This window comes from Rhizobium johnstonii 3841, assembly GCF_000009265.1.
In the GTDB taxonomy this organism is placed as follows: domain Bacteria; phylum Pseudomonadota; class Alphaproteobacteria; order Rhizobiales; family Rhizobiaceae; genus Rhizobium; species Rhizobium acaciae.
Genome location: NC_008380.1, coordinates 3,458,088 through 3,484,848, shown reverse-complemented (window position 1 = coordinate 3,484,848; position 26,761 = coordinate 3,458,088). Strand labels below are relative to the sequence as shown.

Sequence of the window (26,761 nt, the reverse complement as noted above, 5' to 3'; positions counted from 1 at the left end):
ATCCACGTGCCCGGGCAATGTCGGCGACCGCCGTCCATGCCCTCACGCGAGATGAAAGCGGGCGTGATGAACCGTTTGTTGCGGTGCGACAATTACCAAATCGTGAAAACTGTGTTCGGCCCTACGACGAATAGTCGCCTTGCAAAGGCTGCGATTCTTTGGTCAAGCTGTTTCTCTATAAGTTGACAAGTGTGTGAGATTTTCGATGTCCTTCTGGGAAAAACTGTTGAATGCCATTGGCAATACCGCAGGCAATGCGCTGTCTGCGGTGGTCGAGGCTATCCGCACGGTTTTTGAAGGCGATCCCGAGACCCGGCGTAAGGTGGCTTTCTCGGTGGCGATCATCGCGCTGTCGGCCAAGATGGCCAAGGCTGACGGCATCGTCAGCGAGAAGGAGGTCGAAGCCTTTCGCGAAATCTTCGAGTTTCCGCAGGACCAGGCGAAGAATGTCGCCAGGCTTTACAATCTCGCGCGTCAGGATGTCGCCGGCTACGAAGCTTATGCCGAACGGCTCTCCACGCTCTGCGTTACCTGTGCGGCCAATTGCCCGGTGCTGGAAGACGTGCTCGACGGGCTCTTCCACATCGCCAAGGCCGACGGGCTGATCCACGAGAAGGAACTGAATTTCCTGGGCCATATCGGCCAGATTTTCCAGATGAGCGAGACCCGCTTCGAGCAGATCGCCGCCCGCCACGTCTCGTCCGGCGGCGATCCCTACAAGGTGCTCGGCGTCTCGCCTTCGGATGATTTCCCGACTATCCGCCGCCGCTACCACGGCCTCGTCAGCGAACATCATCCCGACCGGCTGATCTCGCGCGGCGTGCCGAAGGAATTCCATGTGATCGCCAATGAGCGCATGGCGGCGCTGAACGCGGCCTATGAGGCGATCGAGAAGGAACGCCGCGCCGCATGACCTCTTTCGAGGCCGACTGCAAAAGCGCCCGCGTGCAGCCTTCGCCCAACCAAGGCGAACGGGCGGAGGGGCGCCGTCCGGATATGATCCTGCTGCACTATACCGGCATGCCGACGGCAGATGGTGCGCTCGACTGGCTCTGTCGCGCCGAGAGCCAGGTCTCCAGCCACTATTTCGTGCATGAGAATGGCGAGGTCGTCCAGCTCGTGCCGGAAATGCGGCGTGCCTGGCATGCGGGAAAAAGCAGCTGGCACGGCGAGACCGATATCAATTCGCTGTCGATCGGCATCGAGATCGCCAATGCCGGTCATCCCGGCGGGCTTCCTGATTATCCGAAAGAGCAGATCGCCGCGGTGATCGAATTGTGTCGCGACTGTGTCAAACGTTGGTCGATCACGCCGGAGCGGGTCCTCGGGCATTCCGATGTTGCCCCGATCCGCAAGGTCGATCCGGGCGAAAAATTCCCCTGGGCCGCGCTTCACCAAGCGGGCATTGGGCACTGGGTCGAGCCGGCAACGATCACCGGTGGGCGCTTCTTCCAACGCGGCGATACCGGCCAACCTGTGGAAGCGCTGCAGTCGATGCTGTCGCTTTATGGTTACGGCACTGAAATAACAGGTGAATTCTCCGAAAAAACGGCGGGTGACGTCGAAGCTTTCCAGCGCCATTTTCGGCCCGAACGGGTGGATGGCATCGCCGATTTCTCGACGATCGACACGCTGCACCGGCTGCTGTCGGCTTTGCCGCATTATTCCTGATTCCTCGACAATTACTGAAACGCCGAATTTCGCACTGCAGCACGAAATTCGGCCTGCCACATCATTTCCCTATTATCTCCTCATTGCGATGGTCTAAGAACGTCCGCCAAGGGGTGCTCGGGGTTGTTTTCGAGTTAAACCACGGGCGTTATGTGAAACGATAAGAATTACCGTGAATATCGATCGATTCTTGATCTGGTATTCATTATGACAGCGAGGCGCGCCGTCCGGAAATTCTTTGGGCCGGAGTGTTCAAGACTACATGAGAAAACTGATTGTTGTTGCTGCAACATGCGTCGGCATGGTGCTGGCCGGAAATAGCTTTGCCTTTGCGAATGATTGGGGCGTGCGAGCCGATGCGTCGGTGAAGAAAGTCGAGCGTCGTTCGAAGAAGACGGAGCGTCCGTTGAAGAAAGCGGAGCGTTCGGTCAAGCCGGTGAAGCATCCGCTCAAGACGGCGGAACGCCCGCTGAAGACGGTCGAGCGCCAGAGCGGTTATCCCGTCGCCAATGTTTCCGGCAATTCCTATTCCGCATTGATCAGCAAATATGCGAACCAATATGATGTACCGGTTGCGCTTGCGACCGCGGTCATCCGCATCGAAAGCAATTTCAATCCGAATGCGCGCGGCAGCCACGGTGAAATCGGCCTGATGCAGATAAAGCCTGCAACTGCCCGCATGATGGGCTATTCCGGCAGCGCCAAGGGCCTGTACGATCCGGAAACCAACATCAAGTACGGCATGAAATATCTGGCTGCCGCCCATGATCTCGGTGGTGGCGAGACCTGCAACACCATCCTCAAATACAATGCCGGCCATGGCGCCACGCGCATGAACCCGGTGTCCAAGTCCTATTGCGGCAAGGTTCTGGCAATGCTCTGAGCGCTGAAGCGCTTATCCCGACAAGAGCTGGATGATTCAAGATGATTGCCATGCTATCGCTGGAATTTAGCGAGGTGGGATATGGCAGTCGATTTCAGGTTCATCATCATCGGCCGCGGCATGATGGGTGCCGCGGCCGCACGGCATCTCTCCTCGATGGCCGACGGCATCGCACTGATCGGCCCGCGTGAGCCGGAGGAGCGTAAGGCCCATCACGGCGTCTTCGCCAGCCATTACGACGAAGCGCGCATCACCCGCACCTTCGACGGCAATCTTGCCTGGGGAACCTTCGCCGCCCGCGCGCTCGACCGCTATCGCGAGATCGAGGCAAAGAGCGGCATCTCCTTCTATTCGGAGGTCGGCTGCCTCTTTGCCGGTCCTGAGAAGGACGAGCAGGACTATATCGAAAGGGCGCTGACGGTCAGCCGGACGCTCGGCAGCGATATCGAGACCATCGCGCCGTCGGAACTCGGCCAACGTTTTCCCTATCTTGCCGTCGCCGCCGATTTTACAGGATATTTCGAGCGCAAGCGCGCCGGCTACATCAACCCGCGGGCGCTGGTGCGCGCGCAGGCAAAGCTTGCCGAACAGGGCGGCGTCTCGCTGATCGAGGCGACCGCAACATCGGTGCGCGATGCGGGTTCTCATGTCGAGGTGACGGCCGGCGACAAAATCTATAGTGCCGAGCGCGTGCTGGTCGCCGCTGGCGGTTTCAGTAATTTGCATGCCCTGCTGCCGCGTCCCGTCGATATCAGGGTCATGGCGCGAACGGTCGCCTTCTATGAGATCGGCGAACGCGAGATGGCGATCTTCGGCGATATGCCGTCGACCATCGTGCTCGGTGACCGGGAAGAGGATCATATCTATATCCTGCCGCCGGTGCGTTATCCCGACGGCAAGACCTATCTGAAACTCGGTGGCGACACCGAGGCGCTTTCCTTCGACAGGCTGGAGGACGCCGGCGCGTGGTTCCGTTCCGACGGCAGTGCCGCCGAGCGCGATCATCTCTCGCGCGTCGCCTTGCAGTTGATGCCGGAGCTTGCCGGCTGCCCGGTCACCTCGGCGCCCTGCGTGGCGAATTTCACGCCGACCGGTTATCCCTATGCCGGATTTACGCAGTCGCCGCGCATCGCGGTGCTGACCGGCGGCAATTTCGTCGCGGCCAAATCTTCCGACGAACTCGGCCGCTTAGGGGCCGTGCTTCTGGCGGAGGGGCAGCTTGGCGAAGCGGATTTCGGCGGCGCACTGACGCCGGTTTTGACTGCTGCATGATTCCCTAAGTCGAATGCAGCAATTCAAAGTGTTACTGCGTCCTTTGCGCGTCCGAAAAGACGCGCGGCGCTGTTGAGAGGAGACAGCATGGCAGTCGATTTCAAATATATCGTCGTCGGCCGCGGGCTGATGGGGGCCGCGGCGGCGCGGCATCTGGCGCGCCAAGCAGACGGTGTCGCGGTGATTGGCCCGGACGAGCCTGATGACCGCAAGGCGCATCAGGGCGTCTTCGCCAGCCATTATGACGAGGGGCGCATCACTCGCACCATCGATCCCGACCGTAATTGGGCACTGCTCGCCAACCGCTCGATTGACCGCTATGGCGAGATCGCCCGCGACAGCGGCATCGATTTCTATCGCGAGGTCGGCTGCGTCGTCGTCGCGCCGACCGGGGGCGATTATCTCGAGAAAACCCGACAGGCCGCCGTTTCGCTCGGCGTCGAAACCAGCCTGCTCGACGAGGCGGGGCTGAAGGCTGCCTTTCCCTTCTTCGCCTTTCCCGATGGGGGCACGGGCGTCTTCGAGGCGAGGGGCGCCGGCCATATCAGTCCGCGCAAGCTTGTGAAAGCCCAATCGCTGCTGGCGGAAAAGGCAGGCGCCACGGTTATCCGCGATCATGTCGTTTCGATCCGCAGCGAAGGTGGATCGGCTGTGGTCGAAACATCAGGCGGCCGCACCTATCGCGGTGAAAAGGTGCTGGTGGCGGCGGGCGGATTTTCCATTGCGGAGAATCTGTTGCCGCGGCCCGTTGCGATGACGGTTTATGCCCGGACGGTGACGCTTTTCGAGGTGAGCGATGCCGACGCGGCGCGCCTGGCCGCGATGCCGTCGCTCATTCTCAGGGCGCCCGGCATCGATATCTACCTGTTGCCGCCGATCCGCTATCCCGACGGCAAATTCTACCTGAAGATCGGCGGCGATCCTGACGATCTGGCGCTCAGCGACGACACGGAAATGCGCGCCTGGTTCAAGACCGAGGGGCGCGATACGGTGCGCGCGCATCTCAACCGCATCGTTGAAGGTCTCGTGCCCGATATGGTGCCGCTTTCGATTTCGACGGCCGCCTGCGTCGTGTCGCATACGGAAAGCGGCTATCCGATGATTGGCTATAGCTCATCGCCCGAGATCGCGGTGCTGACGGGCTGCGCCGGCACCTCGGCCAAGAGCTCGGACGAAATCGGTCGGCTTGGGGCCGAGCTGCTTTTGTCAGGCAGAATCAGCGAACAGGGCTACTCGACGGATTTCACACCGCAATTTCGCTAGAGCATTTCCATTTTTCTCCGAATCACGGAAGTGCTCTCTGTTTTTGTTCTTACGCAATTCCGGACGCAAAACCGCTGCGCAGTTTTGCTGGAATTGCTCTGAGCGATATCATTTATTTCGATAGCAATTGCGATCTCTCTCGTTTATGGGAGCCCTGCCAGTTGGCTGGGCAGCCGCGCTTTACCAATGCCGAAAGGCGGTAGGGTGAGGAAAGTCCGGGCTCCACGGAAACACGGTGCCGGATAACGTCCGGCGAGGGCGACCTCAGGGAAAGTGCCACAGAAAGCAAACCGCCTGTCATGACAGGTAAGGGTGAAAGGGTGGGGTAAGAGCCCACCGCATCTCCGGCAACGGAAATGGCACGGTAAACCCCACCGGGAGCAAGACCGAATAGGGATGACGCGGTAGGCCGAAAGGCCTTCCGGCTGGTTTCCAGGCCAGTCATCCGGGTGGGTTGCGTGAGGCAGCGTGCGAACGCTGTCCCAGAGGAATGGCTGCCACGTTCCGGTTCACGCCGGAGCCATACAGAACCCGGCTTACAGGCCAACTGGCGATTATCATCTTGACGGCGCGGCAGCCGGATTTTCAGCCTAAGTCGTTGAAACAGGCTGTTTTCAAGCAGATGTTTATGCATCCATCGGATGGATTTTTCGTGTAGAGATACCAATGCGTGTCATTTGTAAGATGACGCCGCTAACCCTTTGTTAAACTTAACGGCTTATAAATTTTCGATCATGCGTCTATTGCAAAATGGGCGTATCCCATTGACGCCCATATGGTCCCATGCTATCCCAAATGCGCACTGCACCAGGGCAATTACCTGCCCATTCATCGCAAAGCAAAGGCGTCTTCCTCTCCGGAAGCGTCGGAGGGGTTTTCGCTCATCCGGCTTGCGAAGCTGTGCCTGATATCGGGAGTTTCGGGCGTCTCTTGGTCGTCCGGATCCCTGCGGGAACGGATGTTTCGTGTCATGAGCCGCTTCCTTTCGAATGCGACCAACAGGATCGATGCCAAGGGCAGGGTTTCCGTGCCTTCGGCTTTCCGTTCCGTGCTGGCGCAGCGCAACGTCCAGGAGCTCTACTGCTTCCAAGACTTTGTGTTTCCGGCGATCAGCATCGGCGGTCCGGATCTTCTCGAAAGATTCGAACGGCAGATTGCGGCGGAGGATCCGTTTTCGCCGGATGCGAACGAGATGTCGCTTCTCATTCATGGAGGCGGGGTCTTCATGAAGCTCGACGCCGAGGGGCGGCTGATGGTCACGGATTTCATTCGTGGCTTTACCGGCATCTCGGACGAAGTGACCTTCGTCGGTCGAGCGGATCATTTTCAGCTCTGGCAGCCGCAGGCTTTTGTGGCCGCACAGGCGCAGGCACGAGGGGAGCGCAAGCTGGCGGGCAAGCGTTCCTGAAAAAACGAGGGAACGGAATGGTGGCGAATCCTGGCGGAGGTTCAACTGATGCCGGTGGCGGACCGGTTCGTCACATTCCTGTTCTTCTCGACGAAGTCCTTGCGGCATTGGCGCCCGCACCCGGCAAATTCATCCTCGACGGTACGTTCGGTGCGGGCGGTTACAGCTCGGCCATCCTTGCTGCCGGCGCCGAGGTGATCGCGCTCGATCGCGATCCGACGGCGATTGCGGCTGGCCAAGCGATGGTCGCCGCCCATGGCGGTCGTCTCAGGCTCGTTCATTCGCAATTCTCGCATCTCGCCGATCATGCGCCGCAAGGCGGGCTCGATGGCGTCGTGCTCGATATCGGCGTCTCCTCCATGCAGATCGACGAGGCGGAGCGCGGCTTCTCCTTCCAGAAAAACGGGCCGCTCGACATGCGCATGTCGGCCGAAGGCGTTTCGGCCGCCGATGTCGTCAACCGCGCCAAGGTCGCCGATCTCATCCGCATCTTCCATTTTCTCGGCGAGGAAAGCCAGGCGCCGCGCATCGCCCATGCGATCGAGAAGCGCCGCGCCGAAAAGCCATTTGAAACGACACGCGATCTGGCCGGTCTCATCGAGCTCGTCACGCCGCGCAAGATGAAGGACAAGATCCATCCGGCAACGCGGGTCTTCCAGGCATTGCGCATCTTCGTCAACGACGAACTCGGCGAACTGGCGCAGGCGCTGTTTGCGGCGGAAACGGCGCTGAAACCCGGCGGGCGGCTCGTCGTCGTCACCTTTCATTCGCTCGAAGACCGCATCGTCAAGAAATTCTTCTCCGACCGCGCCGGCAAGGCGTCGGGTTCGCGGCATCTGCCGGTCGCGCATGAGCGAGCGGCAACCTTTGAGGCAGTCGGCAAGCCGATGGTTTCGGCAAGCGAGGCGGAGGCCGAGATCAATCCGCGCGCCCGCTCCGCCAAGCTGCGCGCCGGCCTGAGGACGTACGCCGCAGCCGAAGCTGCCGATATGTCGCTCTTCGGGTTTCCCAATCTTGCCAGTCTCGGAAAGCTTGGAGGTTGATATGCTGAAAACGTTCGATCTCGTGCTCATCGGCGTCATGACGGCCACCGCCGCCGTGACCTACACGATCAAGCACCGCGCCGAATTGAAGCTCGAGGAGGTTCATCGCCTCGAAGCCGAGATCAAACTTGAGAAGGACACGATCGACCTTCTCAAGGCAGACTGGGCGTTACAATCGCAGCCGAACCGGCTGGAGCGGCTGGTCAAGGCGTATAACGAAGAATTGAAGCTGCAGCCGACGGAATCGACGGCGCTCGTGCATGCCAAGGAATTGCCGATGCTGAAATCCGAGGTTCCCGTGCCTGACGTGACGGAGGCTAAGGCCACCGCCAAGAGCTCGACCGTGGCCAGCGCCAAGGGCGCGACCGAGGCCAGCGCCAAGGGCGCGACCGTGGCTAGCGCCAAAGGCGCAGCAGACACCAAGGGCGCGCAAGCCACCGCCAAGGCGCAGCCCATTCCGATGCCTGCGCCACGCGACGAGGCCGAAGATGCAGACCAGATCGAAACCGGATCGGTGGAGGAATAATGTCGTTTCTTTCCCGCATCATGGTTTTGAAGAGCCAGGCGCATTTCTCCGCCGGCGTCTATAACCGGTTCGGCGGTCCTTCCCCCGCCGGCCTGGCGATCGAGGGATCGCGCAAGAAGAAATCAGGGCAGGCAAAAAGCCGCGTAGGCCTGCTGATCCTTGGCTTCATGGGTGTCTACGCCGTCATCGGCGGCCGTCTCGTCGAATATGCGATGAAGGATCAGGAGGTCGTCTCCAGCATCCTGCCGCCCGACCGGCTGATGGCCTCGCGCCCCGACATTCTCGACCGCAACGGCGAGGTGCTGGCGACCGACATCCGCACCGTCTCGCTGTTTGCCGAACCGAACAAGATCGTCGATGCCGACGAGGCGGTCGAGAAGCTTGCAACGGTGCTGCCCGAGCTCGACGTCAGAGACACTTATAAGAAGCTCTCGGTCAAGACCTCGCATTTCGCCTGGCTGCGCCGGCAACTGACGCCGAAGCAGCAGAGCCAGATCCTGGCGCTCGGCATTCCCGGCATCGGCTTCCGGCCGGAGAAGCGCCGCTTCTATCCGGGCGGTGCGACCGCCGCGCATATCCTCGGTTACGTCAACATCGACAACCGCGGTGTCGCCGGCATGGAGAAATTTATCGACGACCAGGGGCTTGCCGATCTCGCCTCCGTCGGCATGACCAGCGACCAGCCGCTTGAGCCGGTGCGGCTATCGATCGACCTGCGCGTGCAGAACATCGTCCGGGACGCGGTCGTCAATGCCGTCACCAACTTCCAGGCCAAGGGCGCCGGTGCTGCGGTCATCGACGTGCATACGGGGGAAGTGCTGGCGATGGCATCGGCGCCGGATTTCGATCCGAACGATCCGCAGGAAGGCGCCAAGGAGGGTTGGCTCAACCGGATGACCAACGGCACCTTCGAAATGGGCTCGACCTTCAAGACCTTTTCGCTGGCCATGGCCCTCGATAGCGGCAAGGTGAAGATGACCGACAGTTTCGATGCCAGCAAATCGATCTATATCGGCGGCTTCACTATCCACGATTTTCACGGGCAGCGCCGCTGGCTGACCGTTCCCGAGATTTTCCAGTATTCTTCGAATATCGGTACGGCGCGTGTCATCGACATCGTCGGCATCGACGCGCAGAAGGACTATCTGACCAAGTTCGGCCTGCTGACGAAGATGCAGACCGAGCTGCCCGAAGTGAAGATGCCGAGCCAGCCGCGCGTCTGGAAGAAGATCAATTCGATCACGATTTCCTTCGGCCATGGCGTCTCGACGACGGCGCTGCAGACAGGGGTGGCGGCTGCCGCTCTCGTCAACGGCGGCAAGCTGATCGAGCCGACATTCCTGCCGCGCACGCGCGAACAGGCCGATGAGATCGCCACGCAGGTCATCAAGAAGACCACCAGCGACGAGATCCGCTATCTCCTCGACTTCAACGGCTACAAGGGATCCGGGCGCGTCGCCCGAGTGCCGGGCTTTTCCGTCGGCAGCAAGACGGGCACGGCCGACAAGGTGGTGAATGGGCGCTATTCGGCAACCCTGAATTTCAATTCCTTCATCGCCGCATTCCCCATGAATGATCCCAGATATGCCGTGATCACTTTCTGCGACGAGCCGAAGAGTGGCGAGAAAGCCTATGGCGGAACGATCTCCGCCGGTACCGCCGGCCCGATCGCCCGCGAGATCATCAGGCGTGCGGCCCCTATTCTCGGCATCGAGCCGAAATTCGGGGAGGGCGGATCGGCCTTGCTGGTGTCTTATTGAGTGTGAATGAATATCGACGCCGATTCGCGAGGGGTGAACCGGCTTCAAGAGAGAAAAGTGCATTCGATGAAATTGCGAGACCTGGCCGGAGATCAGTTTCCGGAACTTGAAGCACAGCTCGAAGGTCCGGCAGGCCTGCTTGATATTTCAGGCCTGTCTTCGGATAGCCGCAAGGTGATGCCGGGCAATGCCTTCGTCGCGGTCGCCGGCACCAAGGCGGACGGCGCGGGCTTCATCGTGGATGCCGCCGGCCGCGGCGCTGCCATCGCGATAGCCTCCCAAGCCGTCGATGCTTCGATCCCCGTGTTTGCGGTCAAGGAGCCGCGCCGTTTCCTTTCCATCGCCGCCGCGCGCTTCCACGGCAGGCAGCCCGATACCATGGTCGCCGTCACCGGCACGGCCGGCAAAACCTCGGTCGCTTCTTTCACCCGGCAGATCTGGGCGTATGCGGGCCACGCGGCCGCGATGATCGGCACGACGGGTGTCGTCTCGCCGACACGCAACGAATATGGCTCGCTGACGACGCCCGATCCGGTCTCTCTGCACGCGCTACTGGCGGAACTTGCCGGAGAGGGCGTGACACATGCCGCGATGGAAGCCTCCAGCCACGGTCTAGACCAGTGCCGGCTCGATGGCGTCAGGCTTGCCGCCGCCGCCTTCACCAATCTCGGCCGCGACCACATGGATTATCATCCGACCGTCGAGGCCTATATGGCCGCCAAGATGCGGCTTTTCGATACGCTGCTGCCGAAGGGATCGCCGGCGGTGATCTTTGCCGACGATCCGTGGTCGGCGCAGGCGATCAAGGCCGCGACCGATGCCGGTCACGACATCCGTACCGTCGGGCGAAAGGGCGATTACCTCTCGTTGAAGCGCGTCGAGCACTTCCGCCACAAGCAGATGGCCGAGATCCATATCGGCGGCGAGATCTTCGAGGTGGACATTCCGCTGGCCGGCGATTTCCAGGTGGCCAACGCGCTGGTCGCAGCAGGGCTTGCCATGTCGACCGGCGTTGAGGCGAAGATTGCAATGGCCGCGCTCGAGAAGCTCGTCGGCGCATCCGGCCGTCTCGAACTCGTCGGCCATACGAAAGACGGCGCGCTCGCCTATGTCGACTACGCCCACAAGCCGGATGCGCTGGAAAACGTGCTGGGCTCGGTCAGACCCTTCACCACCGGCCGCGTCATCGTCGTTTTCGGCTGCGGCGGCGACCGTGACCGCGGCAAACGGCCGATCATGGGCGAAATCGCCTGCCGTCTTGCTGACGTCGTTATCGTCACCGACGATAATCCGCGTTCGGAGGAACCGGCCTCGATCCGCGCGGAGATCATGACGGCAGCAAGCTGCGCCGCGGAAATCGCCGATCGCGCCATGGCGATCCGCGAGGCGGTCGGCATGCTGAGATCCGGCGATACGCTGATCGTCGCCGGCAAGGGGCATGAGGAAGGGCAGACGATCGGCGGCGTCACCCTGCCGTTCTCCGATCATGCGGAGGTGCGCAAGGCCTTGGAGGAGTTGAAATCTTGAGCTGGCTCTGGACGACGGAAGACATGATCGCAGTGATGGCGGGGCGCCCTTTCGGCACGCTGCCCGAAGGCATCACCGGCATTTCCATCGACAGCCGCTCGATTACTCCAGGCGAAGCTTTCTTCGCGATCAAGGGCGACCGCGTCGACGGTCACGACTACGCCTCGATGGCGATGGCGAACGGCGCTTCCCTTCTCATCGTCAGCGAGGCGAGGCTTCCCGCCATGGGCCGCCTGACGGTGCCGATGATCGTCGTGGAAGACGTGCTCGCGGCACTCGGCCGGCTCGGCCTTGCCTCGCGCGAGCGTTCGCGGGCTCGGATCATCGCGGTGACGGGGTCTGTGGGAAAGACGACCACCAAGGAAATGCTGCGGCATGTGCTGTCGCCCTCCGGCAAGGTGCACGCCTCCGTCGCCTCCTTCAACAATCATTGGGGCGTGCCGCTGACGCTGGCGCGCATGCCTGAGGATACGGATTATGGCGTCTTCGAAGTAGGGATGAACCACCCCGGCGAGATCCGGCCGCTGGTGGCGATGATCCGTCCCGATGTCGCCATCATCACGACGATCGCGCCGGCGCATCTCGGCAATTTCAAGAACATCAAGGAAATTGCCGCCGCCAAGGCCGAGATCTTCGAGGGGCTCGAACCCGGCGGCCATGTCGTGCTCAACCGCGACAACGACCAGTTCAATTTCCTCGACCGCACGGCGCAGTCGCTCGGCATCGAGCATATTCATTCTTTCGGCCAGCATGCCAAGGCCGAATTCCGGCTCGCAGAATTCAACGGTTCCGACGAGAATTCGACGCTGTGGCTGACGATCGGCGGCGAGACGCTGGAGGTCGCGCTCGGCGCACCGGGCCGCCATATCGCCGAGAATGCGCTCGCAGCGCTCGGTGTCGTCAGGATCGTCGGCGCCGATATGCAGAAGGCGATCGAAGCCCTTGCGACGCTGAGGCCGGAAAAGGGCAGGGGCAAGCGCCACCGGCTTGTCATCGGCGGCGGCAGCTTCACGCTGATCGACGAGAGCTACAATGCCAATCCGGCTTCGATGCGCGCGGCGATCGCGCTGCTGGCGGCCTCCGAGCCGACCGGCCGCGGACGCCGTATCGCCGTGCTCGGCGACATGCTGGAGATGGGCGAGTATGCGCAAAAGGTCCATACCGACCTTGCCGTGCCGCTGCTTGCTGCCGGCATCGAACATGTGTGGCTCGCAGGAGCGGAGATGGCTGCGCTCAAGGAATCGTTGCCGGAAAGCGTCCATGTCGAATATCGCGAGAACACTAGCGAATTGACGGATTATGTATTGAACTCGGTCGCGCCAGGCGACGTGTTGATGGTGAAATCGTCTCTGGGCATCGGTTTCGGCAAGATCGTCGCCGCGCTCCTTGACAAGTTCCCGCCATTTGCCGACACGCAACGCGAATTTTGATCGGGTAAACAAGGGGCCCTGAATGCTGATCTGGCTTGTCGAACTGTCGGAATATTTCAAATTTCTGAACCTGTTCAGATATATTACCTTCCGCACGGGGGCTGCTCTCTTCACCTCAGCACTGATCGTCTTCCTGTTCGGGCCGACGATCATCAATTCGCTGCGCATCCGGCAGGGCAAGGGCCAGCCGATCCGCGCCGACGGGCCGCAGACGCATTTCAAGAAGGCCGGCACGCCGACCATGGGCGGGCTGATGATCCTCGCCGGCATCGTCGGCGCATCGCTGCTCTGGGCCGATCTTTCCAACGTCTATGTGGTCGCCACGCTGCTGGTGACGCTGGGCTTCGGTGCGATCGGCTTCTACGACGATTATCTCAAGGTCACGAAGCAGAGCCACATGGGCTTTTCCGGCAAGGCGCGTCTCGGTATCGAATTCGTCATCGCCGGCATCGCCGTCTATTTCATGATGCGCACCGCCCTTGCCTCGGGGATTGCCGGCTCGACCTTCGGCTCCTCGATCGCCTTTCCCTTCTTCAAGGACTTCATGATCAATATCGGCATCATGTTCGTCGTCTTCGGCGGCTTCGTCATCGTCGGCGCCGGCAATGCCGTCAACCTGACTGACGGTCTCGACGGGCTTGCCATCGTGCCTGTGATGATCGCCGCCGCCTCCTTCGGCGTCATCGCCTATCTCGCCGGCAACGTGGTGTTTGCGAATTACCTGCAGATCAATTTCGTGCCCGGCACCGGCGAACTCGCCGTCGTGCTTGGCGCCGTCATCGGCGCCGGCCTTGGCTTTCTCTGGTTTAACGCGCCGCCAGCCGCCATCTTCATGGGCGACACGGGGTCGCTTGCACTCGGCGGCACGATCGGCACCGTCGCCGTCGCCACCAAGCACGAGATCGTCATGGCAATCATCGGCGGCCTCTTCGTCATCGAGACGCTGTCGGTCATCATCCAGGTCGGTTTCTTCAAGATGACCGGCCGGCGTGTCTTCCTGATGGCGCCGATCCATCATCATTTCGAGAAGAAGGGCTGGACCGAGAGCCAGGTGGTAATCCGCTTCTGGATCGTCGCCGTCGGCCTTGCGATGCTCGGCCTTTCGACGCTGAAGCTCCGGTGAGGCAGCGATGATCTCGGTCACGACGCTCAAGGACAGGAAGGTCGCGCTCTTCGGGCTCGGCGGCTCCGGCTTTGCCACCGCCCGGGCGCTGGTAACAGGCGGTGCCGAGGTGACCGCCTGGGACGACAATCCCGACAGTGTCGCCAAGGCCGCTGCCGAAGGCATCAGGACGGAAGACCTGCGCAACATCGACTGGAGCCAGCAGGCGCTGTTCGTGCTGTCGCCCGGCGTGCCGCTCACCCATCCGAAGCCGCACTGGACCGTCGATCTTGCCCGCGCGGCCGGCGTCGATATCGTTGGCGACGTCGAACTCTTCGTGCGCGAGCGCCGCGCCCATGCGCCGGATTGCCCTTTCATCGCCATAACCGGCACCAACGGCAAGTCGACCACGACGGCGCTGATCGCCCATATCCTGAAATCCGCCGGCTACGATACGCAGCTCGGGGGCAATATCGGCACGGCCGTGCTGACGCTCGATCCGCCGAAAGCCGAGCGCTACTACGTCGTCGAATGCTCCTCCTACCAGATCGATCTGGCGCCGACACTGAACCCGTCTGCCGGTATCCTGCTCAACCTGACGCCCGATCATCTCGACCGTCACGGCACCATGCAGCATTATGCCGATATCAAGGAAAGGCTGGTCGCCGGCAGCGATGTCGCGATCGTCGGCGTCGACGATAGCCATTCGGCGCTGATCGCCGACCGCGTCGAGCGGGCAGGCGTCAAGGTGGTCCGTATTTCGCGCCGCAACGTGGTGGCCGACGGCATCTATGCCGAGGGCACGAAACTTATCCAGGCCGCCGGCGGCGCCATGCTGCCCTTCGCTGACCTTGACGGCATCCAGACGCTGCGCGGCAGCCATAATGCGCAAAACGCCGCCGCAGCCGTTGCCGCCTGCCTCGCGGTCGGGGTTTCCGCCGACGCCATCCGCGCCGGCCTTGCCTCGTTTCCCGGCCTCAAGCACCGCATGCAGCCGGTCGGGCAGCGTGGCCGCGTCGTTTTCGTCAACGATTCCAAGGCGACCAACGCCGACGCCGCAGCACCGGCTCTTTCGAGCTATGATCGCATCTATTGGATCGCCGGAGGCTTGCCAAAGGCTGGCGGGATCACGACTCTTGCTCCCTATTTTCCGCGCATCGCCAAGGCCTATCTGATCGGCGAGGCGGCGGCGGAATTCGCCGCGACGCTCGGCGAGGCCGTGCCTTACGAGATCTCGGGCACGTTGGAGCGCGCCGTCGCGCATGCGGCCGCCGATGCGGAACGCGACGAAAGCGCTGCTTCGGCCGTGATGTTATCCCCGGCTTGCGCAAGCTTCGACCAGTATAAGAACTTCGAAGTCAGGGGCGAAGCCTTCGTCGGCCACGTGGCGGCGCTTGACGGGATTACGATGCTGATCGGTCCGGCAACAGGAGAGAAATGACATGGTAAGCCGCGCGGAACGTGGGCCTCTGGCCGATTGGTTCTGGACCATCGACCGCTTCTTCCTGGCAATGTTCATCTTCCTGATGGGCATCGGATTCATGCTGTCATTTGCGGCATCTCCTGCGGTCGCCGAGCGCATCGGGCTCGAGCCCTTCCATTTCGTCAAACGCCATGCGGCCTTCATGATCCCTTCGATCGGCGTCATGCTCGGGCTGTCGTTCTTGACGCCACGCCAGGTGCGGCGAACCGCGATCCTGATCCTGATCATCTCGGTCGCGATGATGGTGCTGGTGCTGTTCGTCGGGCAGGAGGTCAAGGGTGGCCGGCGCTGGATCTGGATCGCCGGCCTTTCCATCCAGCCGTCGGAATTCATGAAGCCTGCCTTCGTCGTGGTTTGCGCCTGGCTGTTTGCCGAACATGCGCGCCAGCCGGAGATCCCCGGCAATCTCTTTGCCATCATTCTGTTCGGCATCGTCGCGGCCCTTCTCGTCGCGCAGCCGGACCTCGGCCAGACCATCCTGACCACGGCCGTCTGGGGCGGAATGTTCTTCATGGCCGGAATGCCATGGATCTGGATCATGCTGCTCGGTATCGGCGGCGCCGGCGGCTTGCTCAGCGCCTATTACGTCTTCCCGCACGTCGCCGGCCGAATAGACAAGTTCATGACCGGCGAGGGTGATACGTTCCAGATCGACACCGCGCGCGAGGCGATCATCCGCGGCAGCTGGTTCGGCCAGGGACCGGGCGAAGGCATCGTCAAGCGCATCATCCCGGATGCGCATACCGACTTCATCTTCTCGGTCGCGGCCGAGGAGTTCGGCATCGTCTTCTGCATGGCGCTCGTCGCGCTGTTTACCGTGCTGGTGCTGCGCGGCCTCTCGCATGCCTATCGCGAGCGGAACGATTTCAATCGTTTCGCCGTCGCTGGCCTGGTGTTGCAGATGGGCATCCAGTCGATCATCAATATCGGTGTCAATCTCGAACTGCTGCCGGCAAAGGGCATGACGCTGCCGCTGATTTCCTATGGCGGCTCGTCTATGGTGGCGGTCTGCGTCACCGCCGGCTTCATTCTGGCGCTGACGCGCCATCGACCGGAAAAACGCGCGCAGGACCGGAGCCTCTTCCGCGTCCCGCACGGCATGCCGGCGGAGTAGAAGACCATGAGCAAAGGCATCGTGCTGCTTGCCGCCGGAGGGACCGGCGGCCATGTGTTCCCGGCGGAGGCGCTGGCCTTCAAGCTGAAGGAGCGCGGCTATTCGGTGCATCTGGTCACGGACAGCCGGGCCGAGCGTTATGCCGGCAAGTTCCCGGCCGAGGAAATCCATGTCGTGCCGTCGGCCACGATCGGCTCGAAGAACCCGGTTGCCGTCGCCCGCTCGCTGTGGACGCTCTGGAGCGGCATGCGGGCGGCGAAGAAGCTGATCCAGCGGCTGCAACCGGTCATCGTTGTCGGTTTCGGCGGTTATCCCACCGTGCCGCCGCTGCTTGCCGCCACCCGGCTCGGCGTGCCCTCGATGATCCACGAGCAGAATGCGGTGATGGGCCGTGCCAACAAGGCCTTGGCAACTCGCGTGCAGGCCATCGCCGGCGGTTTCCTGCCGGAGGGGGGCGCTGCCTTTCCGGACAAGACGGTGACGACTGGCAATCCCGTCCGCCCGGCAATCATCGCCGCAGCCGAGGTGCCTTACACGCCGTCGCATCCGGGCGAGGCCTTCAACCTCGTCGTCTTCGGCGGCAGCCAGGGCGCGCAATATTTTTCCAAGGCGCTGCCGACGGCGATCAGCCTGCTCGACGACGCGCTTCGCGTGCGCCTGCGCATCACCCAGCAGGTGCGTCCCGAGGATATGGAGATGGTCAGCGGCTGCGTCGCCAGGCTGGAGATGGGAGCCGATATCGCACCCTTCTTCACCGACATGGCCGAGAGGCTGGCGAGGGCGCATCTCGTCATCTGCCGTTCGGGCGCCTCGACGGTTTCGGAAATCTCCGTCATCGGCCGGCCTGCCGTGCTCGTGCCTTACCCGCACGCTCTCGATCACGACCAGGCGGCGAATGCGGCGGCACTTGCTGCGACCGGCGGGGCGAAGGTGATCGCCCAGTCGGAGCTTTCGCCGGAGAAGATCGCGGCGATCCTGACGGCTGTGATGAACGATCCGGAAAAGCTTTCGCACATGGCGGCGGCGGCGAAACTCGCCGGGAAACCCGATGCCGCGAACTTGCTTGCGGACATGGTTGAGGCTATTGCCGCCAGACGGACAATTGCAGAATTCAAGAGGACACGCGCATGAAACTGCCGAAGACGATCGGTCTCGTCCATTTCATCGGCATCGGCGGCATCGGCATGAGCGGCATTGCCGAGGTGCTGCACAATCTCGGCCACAAGGTGCAGGGATCGGACCAGGCCGACAGTGCCAATGTCCAGCGCCTGCGCGACAAGGGCATCGAGGTGTTCGTCGGCCACCGAGCCGAAAACCTGGGTGAGGCCGAAGTCGTCGTCGTCTCGACGGCGATCAAGAAGAGCAATCCGGAACTCATCGCCGCGCGCGAAAAGCTGCTGCCGGTGGTGCGCCGTGCCGAGATGCTGGCCGAGCTGATGCGCTTCCGCAATGCGATCGCCATCGGCGGCACGCATGGCAAGACGACGACCACCTCGCTGGTCGCCACGCTGCTCGAAGCCGGTGGGCTCGACCCCACCGTGATCAATGGCGGCATCATCAATGCCTACGGCACCAATGCCCGCATGGGCGAGGGTGAGTGGATGGTGGTCGAGGCCGACGAATCGGACGGCACCTTCCTGAAGCTTCCGGCCGATGTCGCGGTCATCACCAATATCGACCCGGAACATCTCGACCATTACGGCAATTTCGACGCCGTACGCGCCGCCTTCCGGCAGTTCGTCGAGAACGTGCCGTTCTACGGCTTCGGCGTCATGTGCCTCGACCATCCCGAGGTGCAGTCGCTGGTCGGCCGCATCGAGGACCGCAAGATCATCACCTATGGCGAGAACCCGCAGGCCGACGTGCGCTTCAAGAATGTGCGCATCGACGGCACGCGCTCGATCTTCGACGTCGAAATCCGCCGCCGCCGTACCGGCCAGGTAATCGAACTCAAGGGGCTGGTCATGCCGATGCCCGGCCGGCATAATATTTCCAACGCGACGGCGGCGATTGCCGTTGCCAACCGGCTCGGCATATCGAGCGCCGATATCGCCAAGGGGCTCGCCTCCTTCGGCGGCGTCAAGCGCCGTTTCACGCTGACCGGCGAGTGGAACGGCGTGCAGATCTTCGACGATTACGGCCACCATCCGGTCGAGATCAAGGCGGTGCTGCGCGCCGCCCGAGAATCCTGCAAGGGGCGTGTCATCGCCGTCCACCAGCCGCATCGCTTTAGCCGTCTTGCGAGCCTGTTCGAGGAATTCGCCGCCTGCTTCAACGATGCCGACAGCATCTTCCTGGCACCCGTCTATGCGGCGGGCGAGGATCCGATCGAGGGTATTGATTCCGTGTCGCTGGTCTCGCGCATAAAATCCGGCGGCCATCGCGACGCCCGCTTTCTAACTTCGGCGGAGTTTCTGCCGCAGATGGTCGCGGAGGTTGCAAAGCCTGGCGATTTCGTGGTTCTGTTGGGGGCTGGGAGCATCACATCCTGGGCGGCGGCGCTGCCCAAGCAACTGGAAGGCCTATCGGGAAAGTCCGTATGAAACAGGTGAATGGGGAAAAGCTTCTCGCGTCTCTCGGAGACGGTGTAAAGGATATCCGCGGTCGTATCACGCCGGATGCCCCGATGGACCGTGTCACCTGGTTCAGGGCCGGTGGCCTGGCCGAGCTGATGTTCCAGCCGCATGATATCGACGATCTCGTCGCCTTCCTGAAGATATTGCCGGAAGAGGTGCCGCTGACGGTGGTCGGCGTCGGCTCCAACATCCTGGTGCGCGACGGCGGCATTCCCGGCGTCGTGCTGCGCCTGTCGGCCAAGGGGTTCGGCTTCGTCGAGCTTGCCGGCGAAAACCGGATTCTCGCCGGCGCCATCTGCCCTGATAAACATGTGGCGGCGATGGCGATGGACAACGGCATCGGCGGCTTCCATTTCTTCTACGGCATTCCGGGCGGCATCGGCGGCGCGGCGCGCATGAATGCCGGCGCCAACGGTGTGGAGACGCGGGAGCGGCTGATCGAGGTCCATGCGGTCGACCGCAAGGGCGACAAGCATGTGCTTTCCAATGCCGAGATGGGCTATTCCTATCGCCATTCGACCGCATCCACCGATCTGATCTTCACCTCCGTGCTGTTCGAGGGCTATCCGGAAGAGCGCGCCCAGATCCGCGCCGAGATGGACGCCGTGCGCAACCATCGCGAGACGGTGCAGCCTGTACGCGAAAAGACCGGCGGCTCGACCTTCAAGAACCCGGCCGGCCATTCGGCCTGGAAACTGATCGACGAGGCAGGCTGCCGCGGCCTCGTCATCGGCGGAGCGCAAATGTCGTCGCTTCACTGCAACTTCATGATCAACATGGGGCAGGCGACCGGCTACGACCTCGAATATCTCGGCGAACAGGTGCGTCGTGAGGTCTTCGAAAAAGACGGCATCAAGCTCGAATGGGAAATCAAACGCCTCGGCGTCTTCATGCCCGGCCGCGAAGTGCGTCCGTTCCACGGTGTGACGAGCGAATAACGGTTTACGTCACCGCAAGCTTCAGGCCTTCGCGCGGGGTGACGAGGGGCGACCAGCCAAGCACGTCCCGGGCATGGGATATATCGACCTGCAGGGAACCGCAAAGACGCTGGTAGACGGCGTCCTTTCCGGCGACTCTCGCGCCCATCTGCAGCAGCGCGGGGGGGAAGGGGAGCAGCATCGGTTTGACACCCAACCCTGCGGCAATCCCTTCGATAAGCCGGGGAGTCGAAAGATCTTCTCCATCGCCTGCGAGAAAGGTCTGGCCGGCAGCACCCGGATGCTTCATCCCGACGATGATCAGATCGACGAGATTTGGAAGCGCGACCAGTGTCCGGCGGTTCTTCAGCGACGCGAAGGGGAGCGGTATCTTCTTCCGGACAAGTCCGACCAGCAGGGCGAAGTTGCCCCGCGCACCGGGTCCATAAACGAGCGGCGGGCGAATGACCACGACTTCCATGCCTGTTCGGGCGGCGATTTCATGCAGCCCGATTTCGGTTTCCAGCTTCGAAATGCCGTAGGGGTCGATCGGCATTGGCGTATCGTCGTGCCGGAAGGGCCGATCGTTCTCCTCGCCATTGACCTTGATGCTGCTGATGAAGACGAACCTTTTTACGCCCGCGCGGGCGGCCTGTTCGGCGAGGTTCAACGTGGCGGCGGTGTTGATCCGGCGAAATTCCGCAAGCGGATCATCTGCGCGGTCGTTCATGATGTGAACACGAGCGGCGAGATGGACGATGACATCGATACCCTCGAGAACTACCGCCCAATCGGTTTCGCTTGTTATCTCGATGGGGAAATGCCGCACAGATGTCGGGAAGCTGGCGGCTGCAGATCGCGTCGTCACCGCAAGCTCGCATATCCGCTCTCCATACAGTCTTTCGACGAGAGGCCCACCGACAAAGCCGGCTGCGCCGGTAATGAGGCATCGCATGATCTGTTCCCGTTTTGCCGCGAGTGTTCGGGTTAACCGGAACTGCTCACGGCATCAATAAAAAAGCCGCGACGTTGGCAGTCGCGGCTTGTTGTTCATTTGCTGATCGAGGTTCAGACTTCCTCGCGGCCCGACAGCCGGATGCAGACGAGCGAGATCACGGCCGAGGCGGCGAGGTAGTAGCCGACATAGTCCAGACTATAATGGGTGGCGAGCCAGGTGGCGATATAAGGGGCGAGCGAAGCCCCGAAGATGCCGCCGAGGTTGAAGGTCATCGAGGCGCCGGTATAGCGCACCGTGGTCGGAAAGGGGGCGGCCAGGGCAGCGCCGATCGGACCATAGGTGAAGCCCATCAAGGCGAGGCCGATGATCGAGCACAGGAAAGCGCCTGTGAGACCGCTGGTCAACAGCGTCGCGTAGAAGAAGCCGAAGATGGCGATGGCAATCGTCGTCAGCGTCAGGATGATGCGGCGCGAATAGAGATCGGAGAGCCAGCCGGAGAGCGGGATCGTCAGGCCGAAGAAGACGACGCCGACAAGCTGGACGACCAGGAACTGCTCGCGGGAGTAACCGAGCCCACCCTTTTCCAGAGGTGTCGTACCCCAGGAGAGCGTGAAGACCGTCATCAGGTAGAACAGCACGAAGGTCGCGACGGCGATGAAGGTGCCGAGGATCAGGCTGCGCAGATGGTTGCGGAAGACGACCTCGATCGGCACGGCGACGCGCTCGTGCTTTTCGACGGCTTTGCGGAATTCCGGCGTCTCGGCAATCTTCAGGCGGACATAGAGGCCGACGGCGACGAGGGCGAGGCTGGCGATGAAGGGAATGCGCCATCCGTAGTCGAGGAAATCCTCGTTGCTCATCGTTTCCGCCAGGATGAGGAAGAAGCCGGAGGAGAGGATGAAGCCGATCGGCGCGCCGAGCTGCGGGAACATCGCGTACCAGCTGCGCTTGCCGGGAGGAGCGTTTTCGGTGGCAAGCAGAACGGCGCCACCCCATTCGCCACCGAGGCCAAGGCCCTGGCCGAAGCGGCAAAGCGCCAGCAACAAGGGTGCTGCGATGCCGATCGCATCATAGCCGGGCAGCATGCCGATCAGCACGGTCGATAGCCCCATCGTCATCAGCGCGGCGACGAGCGTCGCCTTGCGGCCGATTCGGTCGCCGAAATGACCGAAAACGACGGCGCCGATGGGGCGGGCGAAGAAGGCGATCGAGAAGGTGACCAGCGACTGCAGCGTTGCGGCGTTCGTATCGCTTGCCGGGAAGAAGAGGTGTGGGAAGACGAGGACGGCTGCCGTTGCGTAGACGTAGAAGTCGAAGAATTCGATGGTGGTGCCGACAAGGCTGGCGATAAGGACGCGAGCCGGAGAATTGACTTGCGTGCTGTTCGAGGCAGGAGTCGGCGATGCGGAGATCGCGTCAGTCATTTTCATTCCAATCCAGTATTTTCTAGGGAGCGCCTTGGGAGGCTGGCGGGTCTTAACGCAATTTCAGATCTGAGAAAATGTCAAAACATGCAGTGGATACAGGACGCGGCCCGCATGCGTGACCGGCTCGCGTCTCCGGGCGTCATTACAAATCCTTGGGTTTTCCTTCCTTGCGTGAGGCTTGCCACGGCGGCGTCCGCGCGCTTGACCGGAATCGAATTGTAACGGATTCATTGCTTACCCTCTGGTTGAGGGCGGAGGAAATATCCATGCAAAAGAGTCTTGTTGCCGAATTTCTCGGCACGTTCTGGCTGGTCTTCGGCGGATGCGGCAGTGCCGTGCTGGCCGCGGCCTATCCCGAGCTTGGGATCGGTTTTGTCGGAGTGGCCTTTGCGTTCGGTCTGACGGTGCTCACCATGGCCTATGCCGTGGGCGGCATTTCGGGCGGTCATTTCAATCCCGCGGTCTCGCTCGGCCTTACGGTCGCCGGACGGTTTCCGGCGGGGCGCCTCGTTCCCTATATCGTCGTGCAGGTTGTCGGCGCCATCGCCGCGGCGGCGCTGCTTTATCTCATCGCCAGCGGCAAGGCGGGTTTCGAACTCGGGGGCTTTGCCGCCAACGGATATGGCGATCATTCTCCGGGCGGTTATTCACTGCTTTCGGCGCTGCTGATCGAAGTGCTGCTGACCATGTTCTTCCTGATCATCATCCTGGGATCGACCAGCAGCCGGGTGCCTGCGGGCTTCGCGCCGCTTGCGATCGGCCTCGGGCTGACGCTGATCCATCTCGTTTCTATCCCTGTGACGAATACCTCGGTCAATCCGGCACGTTCCACCGGCCAAGCGCTTTTCGTCGGCGGCTGGGCGCTGCAGCAGCTCTGGCTGTTCTGGATTGCGCCGCTTGCGGGTGGGGCGCTCGGCGGGCTCGTCTGGAAATTCCTCGACGACGCCGACTGACTGCACGATACAGAGCTATCCCATTGAACCCGCGCGGTTTTTCCGTGCGGGTTTTTCTGTTTTCGTGGGTCGGCGGCATCTTCGATATGGCAATCCCGAAGAAGAGAAGGTTAAAAAATCAGGGGCGCGGCAATACGAAGTTAACGAAAGTAAACACTTCATTAACCATAATGATGCTCTAATGCACCCAGGTCGGACAAAGGCCCGAAATGGCGCAGACAGCTTCGCGCAAGCGTCGATTTCGAAAATGGAAGTTATTTTTTGGGGGTGTTGATGAGTCGCAAGCATGTCGCGGTCCTGATGGGCGGATTTTCCTCGGAAAGGCCTGTCAGCCTTTCCTCGGGAAAGGCTTGCGCAGAAGCCCTCGAGGCGGAGGGATTCGACGTGACGCGCATCGACGTGGCGCGCGACGTTTCCGAGAAACTCGCTGCGCTGAAGCCCGATGTCGTCTTCAATGCGCTTCACGGCCCGTTCGGCGAGGACGGCACCATTCAGGGCATCCTCGAATATCTCGAAATCCCCTATACGCATTCGGGCGTGCTTGCCTCGGCGCTGGCGATGGACAAGGACAAGGCGAAGCTCGTTGCCGCCGCTGCCGGCATTACGGTCGCCGAATCGCAGGTGGTCAACCGTTTCGCCTTTCCCTCGACGCATCCGATGAAGCCGCCCTATGTGGTGAAACCCGTCCGCGAAGGGTCGAGCTTCGGCGTCGTCATCGTCACCGAAGATCAGGCGCATCCGCCACAGATCGTCAGTTCGCCCGAATGGCGCTACGGCGAAGAGGTGATCGTCGAGCGCTATGTTTACGGTCGCGAACTCACCTGCGGTGTCATGGGTGAAACTCCCCTCGGCGTCACGGAAGTGGTGCCGCAGGGACACAATTTTTATGATTACGACTCCAAGTATGCCGCGGGCGGTTCAAAACACGTCATCCCCGCGAAAATTTCACCGAATATTTACCAAAAAATACAAACATTGTCCCTAAGGGCGCATCAGGCAATCGGTTGTCGCGGCGTCAGTCGGTCCGACTTTCGTTACGACGATCGTTTCTCCGAAGACGGCGAAATCATCTGGCTGGAGGTCAATACCCAGCCAGGCATGACTCCAACCTCGCTCGTGCCCGAAATGGCCGGTCATGCCGGTTATTCATTTGGTCAGTTTCTCCGGTGGATGGTGGAGGACGCGTCTTGTTTGCGTTGACAGTCAAGAGGATAGGGCGCCCCAGCCATCATGCCGTGCTTCCGATCATGGAGGCTGAAGAGCGGTTCGTGCTGCCGCGTCCGCTGCGCCGGGTCACGCGCTTCCTGATTAGCCTCTGCAGCGGCCGAATCTACATTCCCGTTCATACGGGCACGGTCTCGGCGCTCGCTTTCTTAGGCGCGACGGGGCTTTACGGCATGTCGCTCGGCGGCCACACGGAAGCCGTCGCGCAGGCAACGACGACGGCCGCGGGTTTTGCGATCGAGGACGTCAAGGTCTCCGGCAATTCGGAGACCTCCGAAATCGAGATCCTGCAGTTGATCGGCCTTGACGGCACGACCTCGCTGGTCGCCCTCGACGTCGATGCCGCCCGCCGGAAGATCGCGCATCTTCCCTGGGTCGAAAATGTCGAAGTTCGCAAGATTTATCCGAAGACGATCGAGGTGAAGCTCAAGGAGCGTCAGGCCTATGCGATCTGGCAGCACGGGCAGGAGCTTTCCCTGATCGAGAAGAACGGCAGCGTCATTGCGCCGCTGCGCGACAACAAGTTTTCGGCGCTGCCGCTCGTCGTCGGCCGCGATGCCGAAACGGCGGCGGCTTTGCTCGATGAAGCCTTCTCGAAGTGGCCCGACGTGAAGGCTCGCGTGAAGGCCTATGTCTGGATATCCGGCCGTCGCTGGGACCTGCACATGGATAACGGCGTCGTCGTCAAGCTGCCGGAAGACGGTATCGACCAGGCACTGGCGACGCTTTCGAAGTTCGACAAGGAGCATCAGCTCCTGGAGCGGGACATTGCTGCAGTCGATCTCAGGCTGGCCGACAGAACCGCGATCCAGCTGACGCCGGAGGCGGCGATCCGCAGGCAGACGGCAGTGACGGAGCGTACGAAGGAATTGAAGAAGGCGGGGCAGAATATATGAGCTTGTTCGGTTCATCCCATTTCGGATTGCCGCGCCTGAAGCCGCTTTCGTCGAAGCGGTCACATGTCGTTTCGGTGCTCGACATCGGTTCGACCAAGGTCGTCTGCATGATCGGCCGGCTGACGCCGCGCGAGGAAAGCCAGATCCTGCCGGGCCGCACGCACAATATCGAGATCATCGGCATCGGCCACCAGCGTTCCCGCGGCATCAAGACCGGCGTCATCGCCGATCTCGACGCGCTGGAAGGCGTCATCCGTCTCGCCGTTGATGCGGCCGAGCGCATGGCGGGGCTGACAGTCGAAAGCCTGATCGTCAACCTGACGGCCGGCCGTCTCGGCAGCGACATCTACACGGCGACGATCGATCTCGGCGGCCAGGAAGTTGAGCTCAACGATCTGAAGAAGGTGCTGTCGGCCGCCTGCCAGCAGTCGCTGCGCCAGGACCGTTCGGTGCTGCATTCGCTGGCGACCGGATTCTCGCTCGACGGCGAGCGCGGCATCCGCGATCCGCTGGCGATGTATGGCGATGCACTCGGCGTCGACATGCATGTCGTCACGGCGGAACGCTCGGCGCTGAAGAACCTCGAGCTTAGCGTCAACCGCGCGCATCTGTCGGTCGAGGGCATCGTCGCGACGCCCTATGCATCGGGCCTTGCGGCTCTCGTCGACGACGAGGTCGAACTTGGCTGTGCGGCGATCGACATGGGCGGCGGCACGACGACGATTTCGGTCTTTGCCGAGGGCAAGCTCGTTCATACGGATGCCGTCGGCCTCGGCGGCCATCACGTCACCACCGACCTGGCGCGCGGCCTTTCGACCCGCATCGAGGATGCGGAGCGGCTGAAGGTCGTGCACGCCTCGGCCCTTTCGAATTCTTCCGACGAGCGCGAGCTGATCTCGATCCCGCCGATCGGCGAGGACGATCGCGACCAGCCGTCGCAGGTGCCGCGGGCGCTGGTTTCGCGCATCGTATCGGCCCGAATCGAGGAGACGATGGAACTGATCCGCGACCGTATCCAGCGCTCAGGCTTCAGCCCGATCGTCGGCAAGCGCGTGGTGCTGACCGGCGGGGCGAGCCAACTGACCGGCCTTGCCGACGTGGCGCGCCGCATCCTTGCCCGCAACGTCCGCATCGGCCGTCCGATGGGCGTCTCGGGGCTGCCGACGGCGGCCAAGGGCCCGGCCTTTTCGACGGCCGTCGGCCTGATGATCTATCCGCAAGTCGCGGACATGGAGACACATGCGTCACAGAGCGGTCTGCTCATGTCGCTTGGGGGAAATAACAGCCGCATAGCCCGCATGGGCCAGTGGCTGAAGGAAAGCTTCTGA

The 26,761-nt window shown here is 61.9% G+C and carries 23 protein-coding genes and 1 other RNA gene; 22 read left to right on the top strand and 2 right to left on the bottom strand.

Annotation, left to right across the window (positions count from 1 at the left end; all coding sequences use genetic code 11):
• The first annotated feature begins 205 nt into the window (after positions 1 to 205).
• From RL_RS17100 to murB, 18 genes are all read left to right on the top strand, one after another.
• On the top strand, positions 206 to 913 hold the full coding sequence (locus tag RL_RS17100; protein ID WP_011652810.1) for a J domain-containing protein: 708 nt from the start codon (positions 206 to 208) through the stop codon (positions 911 to 913).
• Positions 910 to 1,671, top strand: coding sequence for an N-acetylmuramoyl-L-alanine amidase (locus tag RL_RS17095; RefSeq protein ID WP_011652809.1), 762 nt, complete (start codon positions 910 to 912; stop codon positions 1,669 to 1,671). The genes RL_RS17100 and RL_RS17095 overlap by 4 nt, the downstream gene beginning before the upstream one ends.
• 262 nt (positions 1,672 to 1,933) lie before the next feature.
• Positions 1,934 to 2,554: a lytic transglycosylase domain-containing protein gene (locus RL_RS17090; protein WP_011652808.1), complete on the top strand. Its 621-nt coding sequence runs from the start codon at positions 1,934 to 1,936 to the stop codon at positions 2,552 to 2,554.
• A gap of 81 nt (positions 2,555 to 2,635) precedes the next feature.
• The gene (locus RL_RS17085) at positions 2,636 to 3,826 is read left to right on the top strand and encodes an NAD(P)/FAD-dependent oxidoreductase (RefSeq protein ID WP_011652807.1); all 1,191 of its coding nucleotides are present in this window, start codon (positions 2,636 to 2,638) and stop codon (positions 3,824 to 3,826) included.
• Between the two features lie 87 nt (positions 3,827 to 3,913).
• Positions 3,914 to 5,089, top strand: coding sequence for an NAD(P)/FAD-dependent oxidoreductase (locus RL_RS17080; RefSeq protein WP_011652806.1), 1,176 nt, complete (start codon positions 3,914 to 3,916; stop codon positions 5,087 to 5,089).
• 157 nt (positions 5,090 to 5,246) lie between these two features.
• Positions 5,247 to 5,644, top strand: an RNA gene (rnpB, locus tag RL_RS36950) — RNase P RNA component class A.
• Between the two features lie 415 nt (positions 5,645 to 6,059).
• Entirely contained in the window at positions 6,060 to 6,497 is a 438-nt protein-coding gene (gene mraZ, locus RL_RS17075; RefSeq protein ID WP_025395324.1) for a division/cell wall cluster transcriptional repressor MraZ, read from the top strand.
• 17 nt (positions 6,498 to 6,514) lie between these two features.
• Positions 6,515 to 7,540 (top strand): 16S rRNA (cytosine(1402)-N(4))-methyltransferase RsmH, encoded by a 1,026-nt coding sequence (gene rsmH, locus RL_RS17070; RefSeq protein WP_011652804.1) that lies wholly within the window; start codon positions 6,515 to 6,517, stop codon positions 7,538 to 7,540.
• Between the two features lies 1 nt (position 7,541).
• Positions 7,542 to 8,066: a cell division protein FtsL gene (locus tag RL_RS17065; RefSeq protein ID WP_011652803.1), complete on the top strand. Its 525-nt coding sequence runs from the start codon at positions 7,542 to 7,544 to the stop codon at positions 8,064 to 8,066.
• Positions 8,066 to 9,826, top strand: coding sequence for a peptidoglycan D,D-transpeptidase FtsI family protein (locus RL_RS17060; protein WP_011652802.1), 1,761 nt, complete (start codon positions 8,066 to 8,068; stop codon positions 9,824 to 9,826). Before RL_RS17065 ends, RL_RS17060 begins: the two co-directional genes overlap by 1 nt.
• A 6-nt stretch (positions 9,827 to 9,832) precedes the next feature.
• The gene (locus RL_RS17055; RefSeq protein ID WP_173364444.1) at positions 9,833 to 11,353 is read left to right on the top strand and encodes a UDP-N-acetylmuramoyl-L-alanyl-D-glutamate--2,6-diaminopimelate ligase; all 1,521 of its coding nucleotides are present in this window, start codon (positions 9,833 to 9,835) and stop codon (positions 11,351 to 11,353) included.
• The gene (locus tag RL_RS17050; protein ID WP_011652800.1) at positions 11,350 to 12,783 is read left to right on the top strand and encodes a UDP-N-acetylmuramoylalanyl-D-glutamyl-2,6-diaminopimelate--D-alanyl-D-alanine ligase; all 1,434 of its coding nucleotides are present in this window, start codon (positions 11,350 to 11,352) and stop codon (positions 12,781 to 12,783) included. The genes RL_RS17055 and RL_RS17050 overlap by 4 nt, the downstream gene beginning before the upstream one ends.
• A 22-nt stretch (positions 12,784 to 12,805) precedes the next feature.
• Positions 12,806 to 13,906, top strand: coding sequence for a phospho-N-acetylmuramoyl-pentapeptide-transferase (mraY, locus tag RL_RS17045; RefSeq protein WP_003541415.1), 1,101 nt, complete (start codon positions 12,806 to 12,808; stop codon positions 13,904 to 13,906).
• A gap of 7 nt (positions 13,907 to 13,913) precedes the next feature.
• Positions 13,914 to 15,326, top strand: a complete 1,413-nt coding sequence (gene murD / locus RL_RS17040; RefSeq protein ID WP_011652799.1) for a UDP-N-acetylmuramoyl-L-alanine--D-glutamate ligase — start codon at positions 13,914 to 13,916, stop codon at positions 15,324 to 15,326.
• Between the two features lies 1 nt (position 15,327).
• Entirely contained in the window at positions 15,328 to 16,482 is a 1,155-nt protein-coding gene (gene ftsW / locus RL_RS17035; protein WP_011652798.1) for a putative lipid II flippase FtsW, read from the top strand.
• Between the two features lie 6 nt (positions 16,483 to 16,488).
• Positions 16,489 to 17,613, top strand: a complete 1,125-nt coding sequence (gene murG, locus RL_RS17030; protein ID WP_011652797.1) for an undecaprenyldiphospho-muramoylpentapeptide beta-N-acetylglucosaminyltransferase — start codon at positions 16,489 to 16,491, stop codon at positions 17,611 to 17,613.
• Complete coding sequence (gene murC / locus RL_RS17025; protein WP_011652796.1) at positions 17,610 to 19,025, top strand: UDP-N-acetylmuramate--L-alanine ligase; 1,416 nt, start codon at positions 17,610 to 17,612, stop codon at positions 19,023 to 19,025. The genes murG and murC overlap by 4 nt, the downstream gene beginning before the upstream one ends.
• Positions 19,022 to 19,996, top strand: coding sequence for a UDP-N-acetylmuramate dehydrogenase (gene murB, locus RL_RS17020; RefSeq protein ID WP_003541407.1), 975 nt, complete (start codon positions 19,022 to 19,024; stop codon positions 19,994 to 19,996). Before murC ends, murB begins: the two co-directional genes overlap by 4 nt.
• Before the next feature lie 4 nt (positions 19,997 to 20,000).
• Here murB and RL_RS17015 read toward each other — a convergent pair whose 3' ends face one another.
• Together RL_RS17015 and RL_RS17010 are read right to left on the bottom strand one after the other, a co-directional pair.
• Positions 20,001 to 20,930, bottom strand: a complete 930-nt coding sequence (locus tag RL_RS17015) for a UDP-glucose 4-epimerase family protein (protein WP_011652795.1) — start codon at positions 20,928 to 20,930, stop codon at positions 20,001 to 20,003.
• Positions 20,931 to 21,043: 113 nt separating this feature from the next.
• On the bottom strand, positions 21,044 to 22,357 hold the full coding sequence (locus tag RL_RS17010) for an MFS transporter (RefSeq protein WP_041936398.1): 1,314 nt from the start codon (positions 22,355 to 22,357) through the stop codon (positions 21,044 to 21,046).
• Between the two features lie 269 nt (positions 22,358 to 22,626).
• On the opposite strand from RL_RS17010, the gene aqpZ reads away from it, so the two are divergent.
• The 4 genes from aqpZ to ftsA all read left to right on the top strand — a co-directional run bounded on the left by aqpZ (position 22,627) and on the right by ftsA (position 26,761).
• Complete coding sequence (gene aqpZ / locus RL_RS17005) at positions 22,627 to 23,313, top strand: aquaporin Z (protein ID WP_011652793.1); 687 nt, start codon at positions 22,627 to 22,629, stop codon at positions 23,311 to 23,313.
• 273 nt (positions 23,314 to 23,586) lie between these two features.
• Positions 23,587 to 24,513 (top strand): D-alanine--D-alanine ligase, encoded by a 927-nt coding sequence (locus RL_RS17000; protein WP_011652792.1) that lies wholly within the window; start codon positions 23,587 to 23,589, stop codon positions 24,511 to 24,513.
• The gene (locus RL_RS16995) at positions 24,501 to 25,433 is read left to right on the top strand and encodes a cell division protein FtsQ/DivIB (protein WP_041936397.1); all 933 of its coding nucleotides are present in this window, start codon (positions 24,501 to 24,503) and stop codon (positions 25,431 to 25,433) included. Before RL_RS17000 ends, RL_RS16995 begins: the two co-directional genes overlap by 13 nt.
• On the top strand, positions 25,430 to 26,761 hold the full coding sequence (gene ftsA, locus RL_RS16990; RefSeq protein ID WP_003561012.1) for a cell division protein FtsA: 1,332 nt from the start codon (positions 25,430 to 25,432) through the stop codon (positions 26,759 to 26,761). Before RL_RS16995 ends, ftsA begins: the two co-directional genes overlap by 4 nt.

What these genes read in the sequence shown, in the direction of transcription:
- murC (WP_011652796.1), top strand. Translation starts at nt 17,610, where the DNA reads ATGAAACTGCCGAAGACGATCGGTCTCGTCCATTTCATCGGCATCGGC.
- RL_RS17060 (WP_011652802.1), top strand. Translation starts at nt 8,066, where the DNA reads ATGTCGTTTCTTTCCCGCATCATGGTTTTGAAGAGCCAGGCGCATTTC.
- murB (WP_003541407.1), top strand. Translation starts at nt 19,022, where the DNA reads ATGAAACAGGTGAATGGGGAAAAGCTTCTCGCGTCTCTCGGAGACGGT.
- ftsW (WP_011652798.1), top strand. Translation starts at nt 15,328, where the DNA reads ATGGTAAGCCGCGCGGAACGTGGGCCTCTGGCCGATTGGTTCTGGACC.
- murD (WP_011652799.1), top strand. Translation starts at nt 13,914, where the DNA reads ATGATCTCGGTCACGACGCTCAAGGACAGGAAGGTCGCGCTCTTCGGG.
- ftsA (WP_003561012.1), top strand. Translation starts at nt 25,430, where the DNA reads ATGAGCTTGTTCGGTTCATCCCATTTCGGATTGCCGCGCCTGAAGCCG.
- RL_RS17015 (WP_011652795.1), bottom strand. Translation starts at nt 20,930, where the DNA reads ATGCGATGCCTCATTACCGGCGCAGCCGGCTTTGTCGGTGGGCCTCTC.
- RL_RS17010 (WP_041936398.1), bottom strand. Translation starts at nt 22,357, where the DNA reads ATGACTGACGCGATCTCCGCATCGCCGACTCCTGCCTCGAACAGCACG.
- RL_RS17000 (WP_011652792.1), top strand. Translation starts at nt 23,587, where the DNA reads ATGAGTCGCAAGCATGTCGCGGTCCTGATGGGCGGATTTTCCTCGGAA.
- RL_RS17085 (WP_011652807.1), top strand. Translation starts at nt 2,636, where the DNA reads ATGGCAGTCGATTTCAGGTTCATCATCATCGGCCGCGGCATGATGGGT.
- rsmH (WP_011652804.1), top strand. Translation starts at nt 6,515, where the DNA reads ATGGTGGCGAATCCTGGCGGAGGTTCAACTGATGCCGGTGGCGGACCG.
- mraY (WP_003541415.1), top strand. Translation starts at nt 12,806, where the DNA reads ATGCTGATCTGGCTTGTCGAACTGTCGGAATATTTCAAATTTCTGAAC.
- RL_RS17065 (WP_011652803.1), top strand. Translation starts at nt 7,542, where the DNA reads ATGCTGAAAACGTTCGATCTCGTGCTCATCGGCGTCATGACGGCCACC.
- RL_RS17080 (WP_011652806.1), top strand. Translation starts at nt 3,914, where the DNA reads ATGGCAGTCGATTTCAAATATATCGTCGTCGGCCGCGGGCTGATGGGG.
- RL_RS17090 (WP_011652808.1), top strand. Translation starts at nt 1,934, where the DNA reads ATGAGAAAACTGATTGTTGTTGCTGCAACATGCGTCGGCATGGTGCTG.
- RL_RS17100 (WP_011652810.1), top strand. Translation starts at nt 206, where the DNA reads ATGTCCTTCTGGGAAAAACTGTTGAATGCCATTGGCAATACCGCAGGC.
- murG (WP_011652797.1), top strand. Translation starts at nt 16,489, where the DNA reads ATGAGCAAAGGCATCGTGCTGCTTGCCGCCGGAGGGACCGGCGGCCAT.
- aqpZ (WP_011652793.1), top strand. Translation starts at nt 22,627, where the DNA reads ATGCAAAAGAGTCTTGTTGCCGAATTTCTCGGCACGTTCTGGCTGGTC.
- mraZ (WP_025395324.1), top strand. Translation starts at nt 6,060, where the DNA reads ATGAGCCGCTTCCTTTCGAATGCGACCAACAGGATCGATGCCAAGGGC.
- RL_RS17095 (WP_011652809.1), top strand. Translation starts at nt 910, where the DNA reads ATGACCTCTTTCGAGGCCGACTGCAAAAGCGCCCGCGTGCAGCCTTCG.
- RL_RS17055 (WP_173364444.1), top strand. Translation starts at nt 9,833, where the DNA reads ATGAATATCGACGCCGATTCGCGAGGGGTGAACCGGCTTCAAGAGAGA.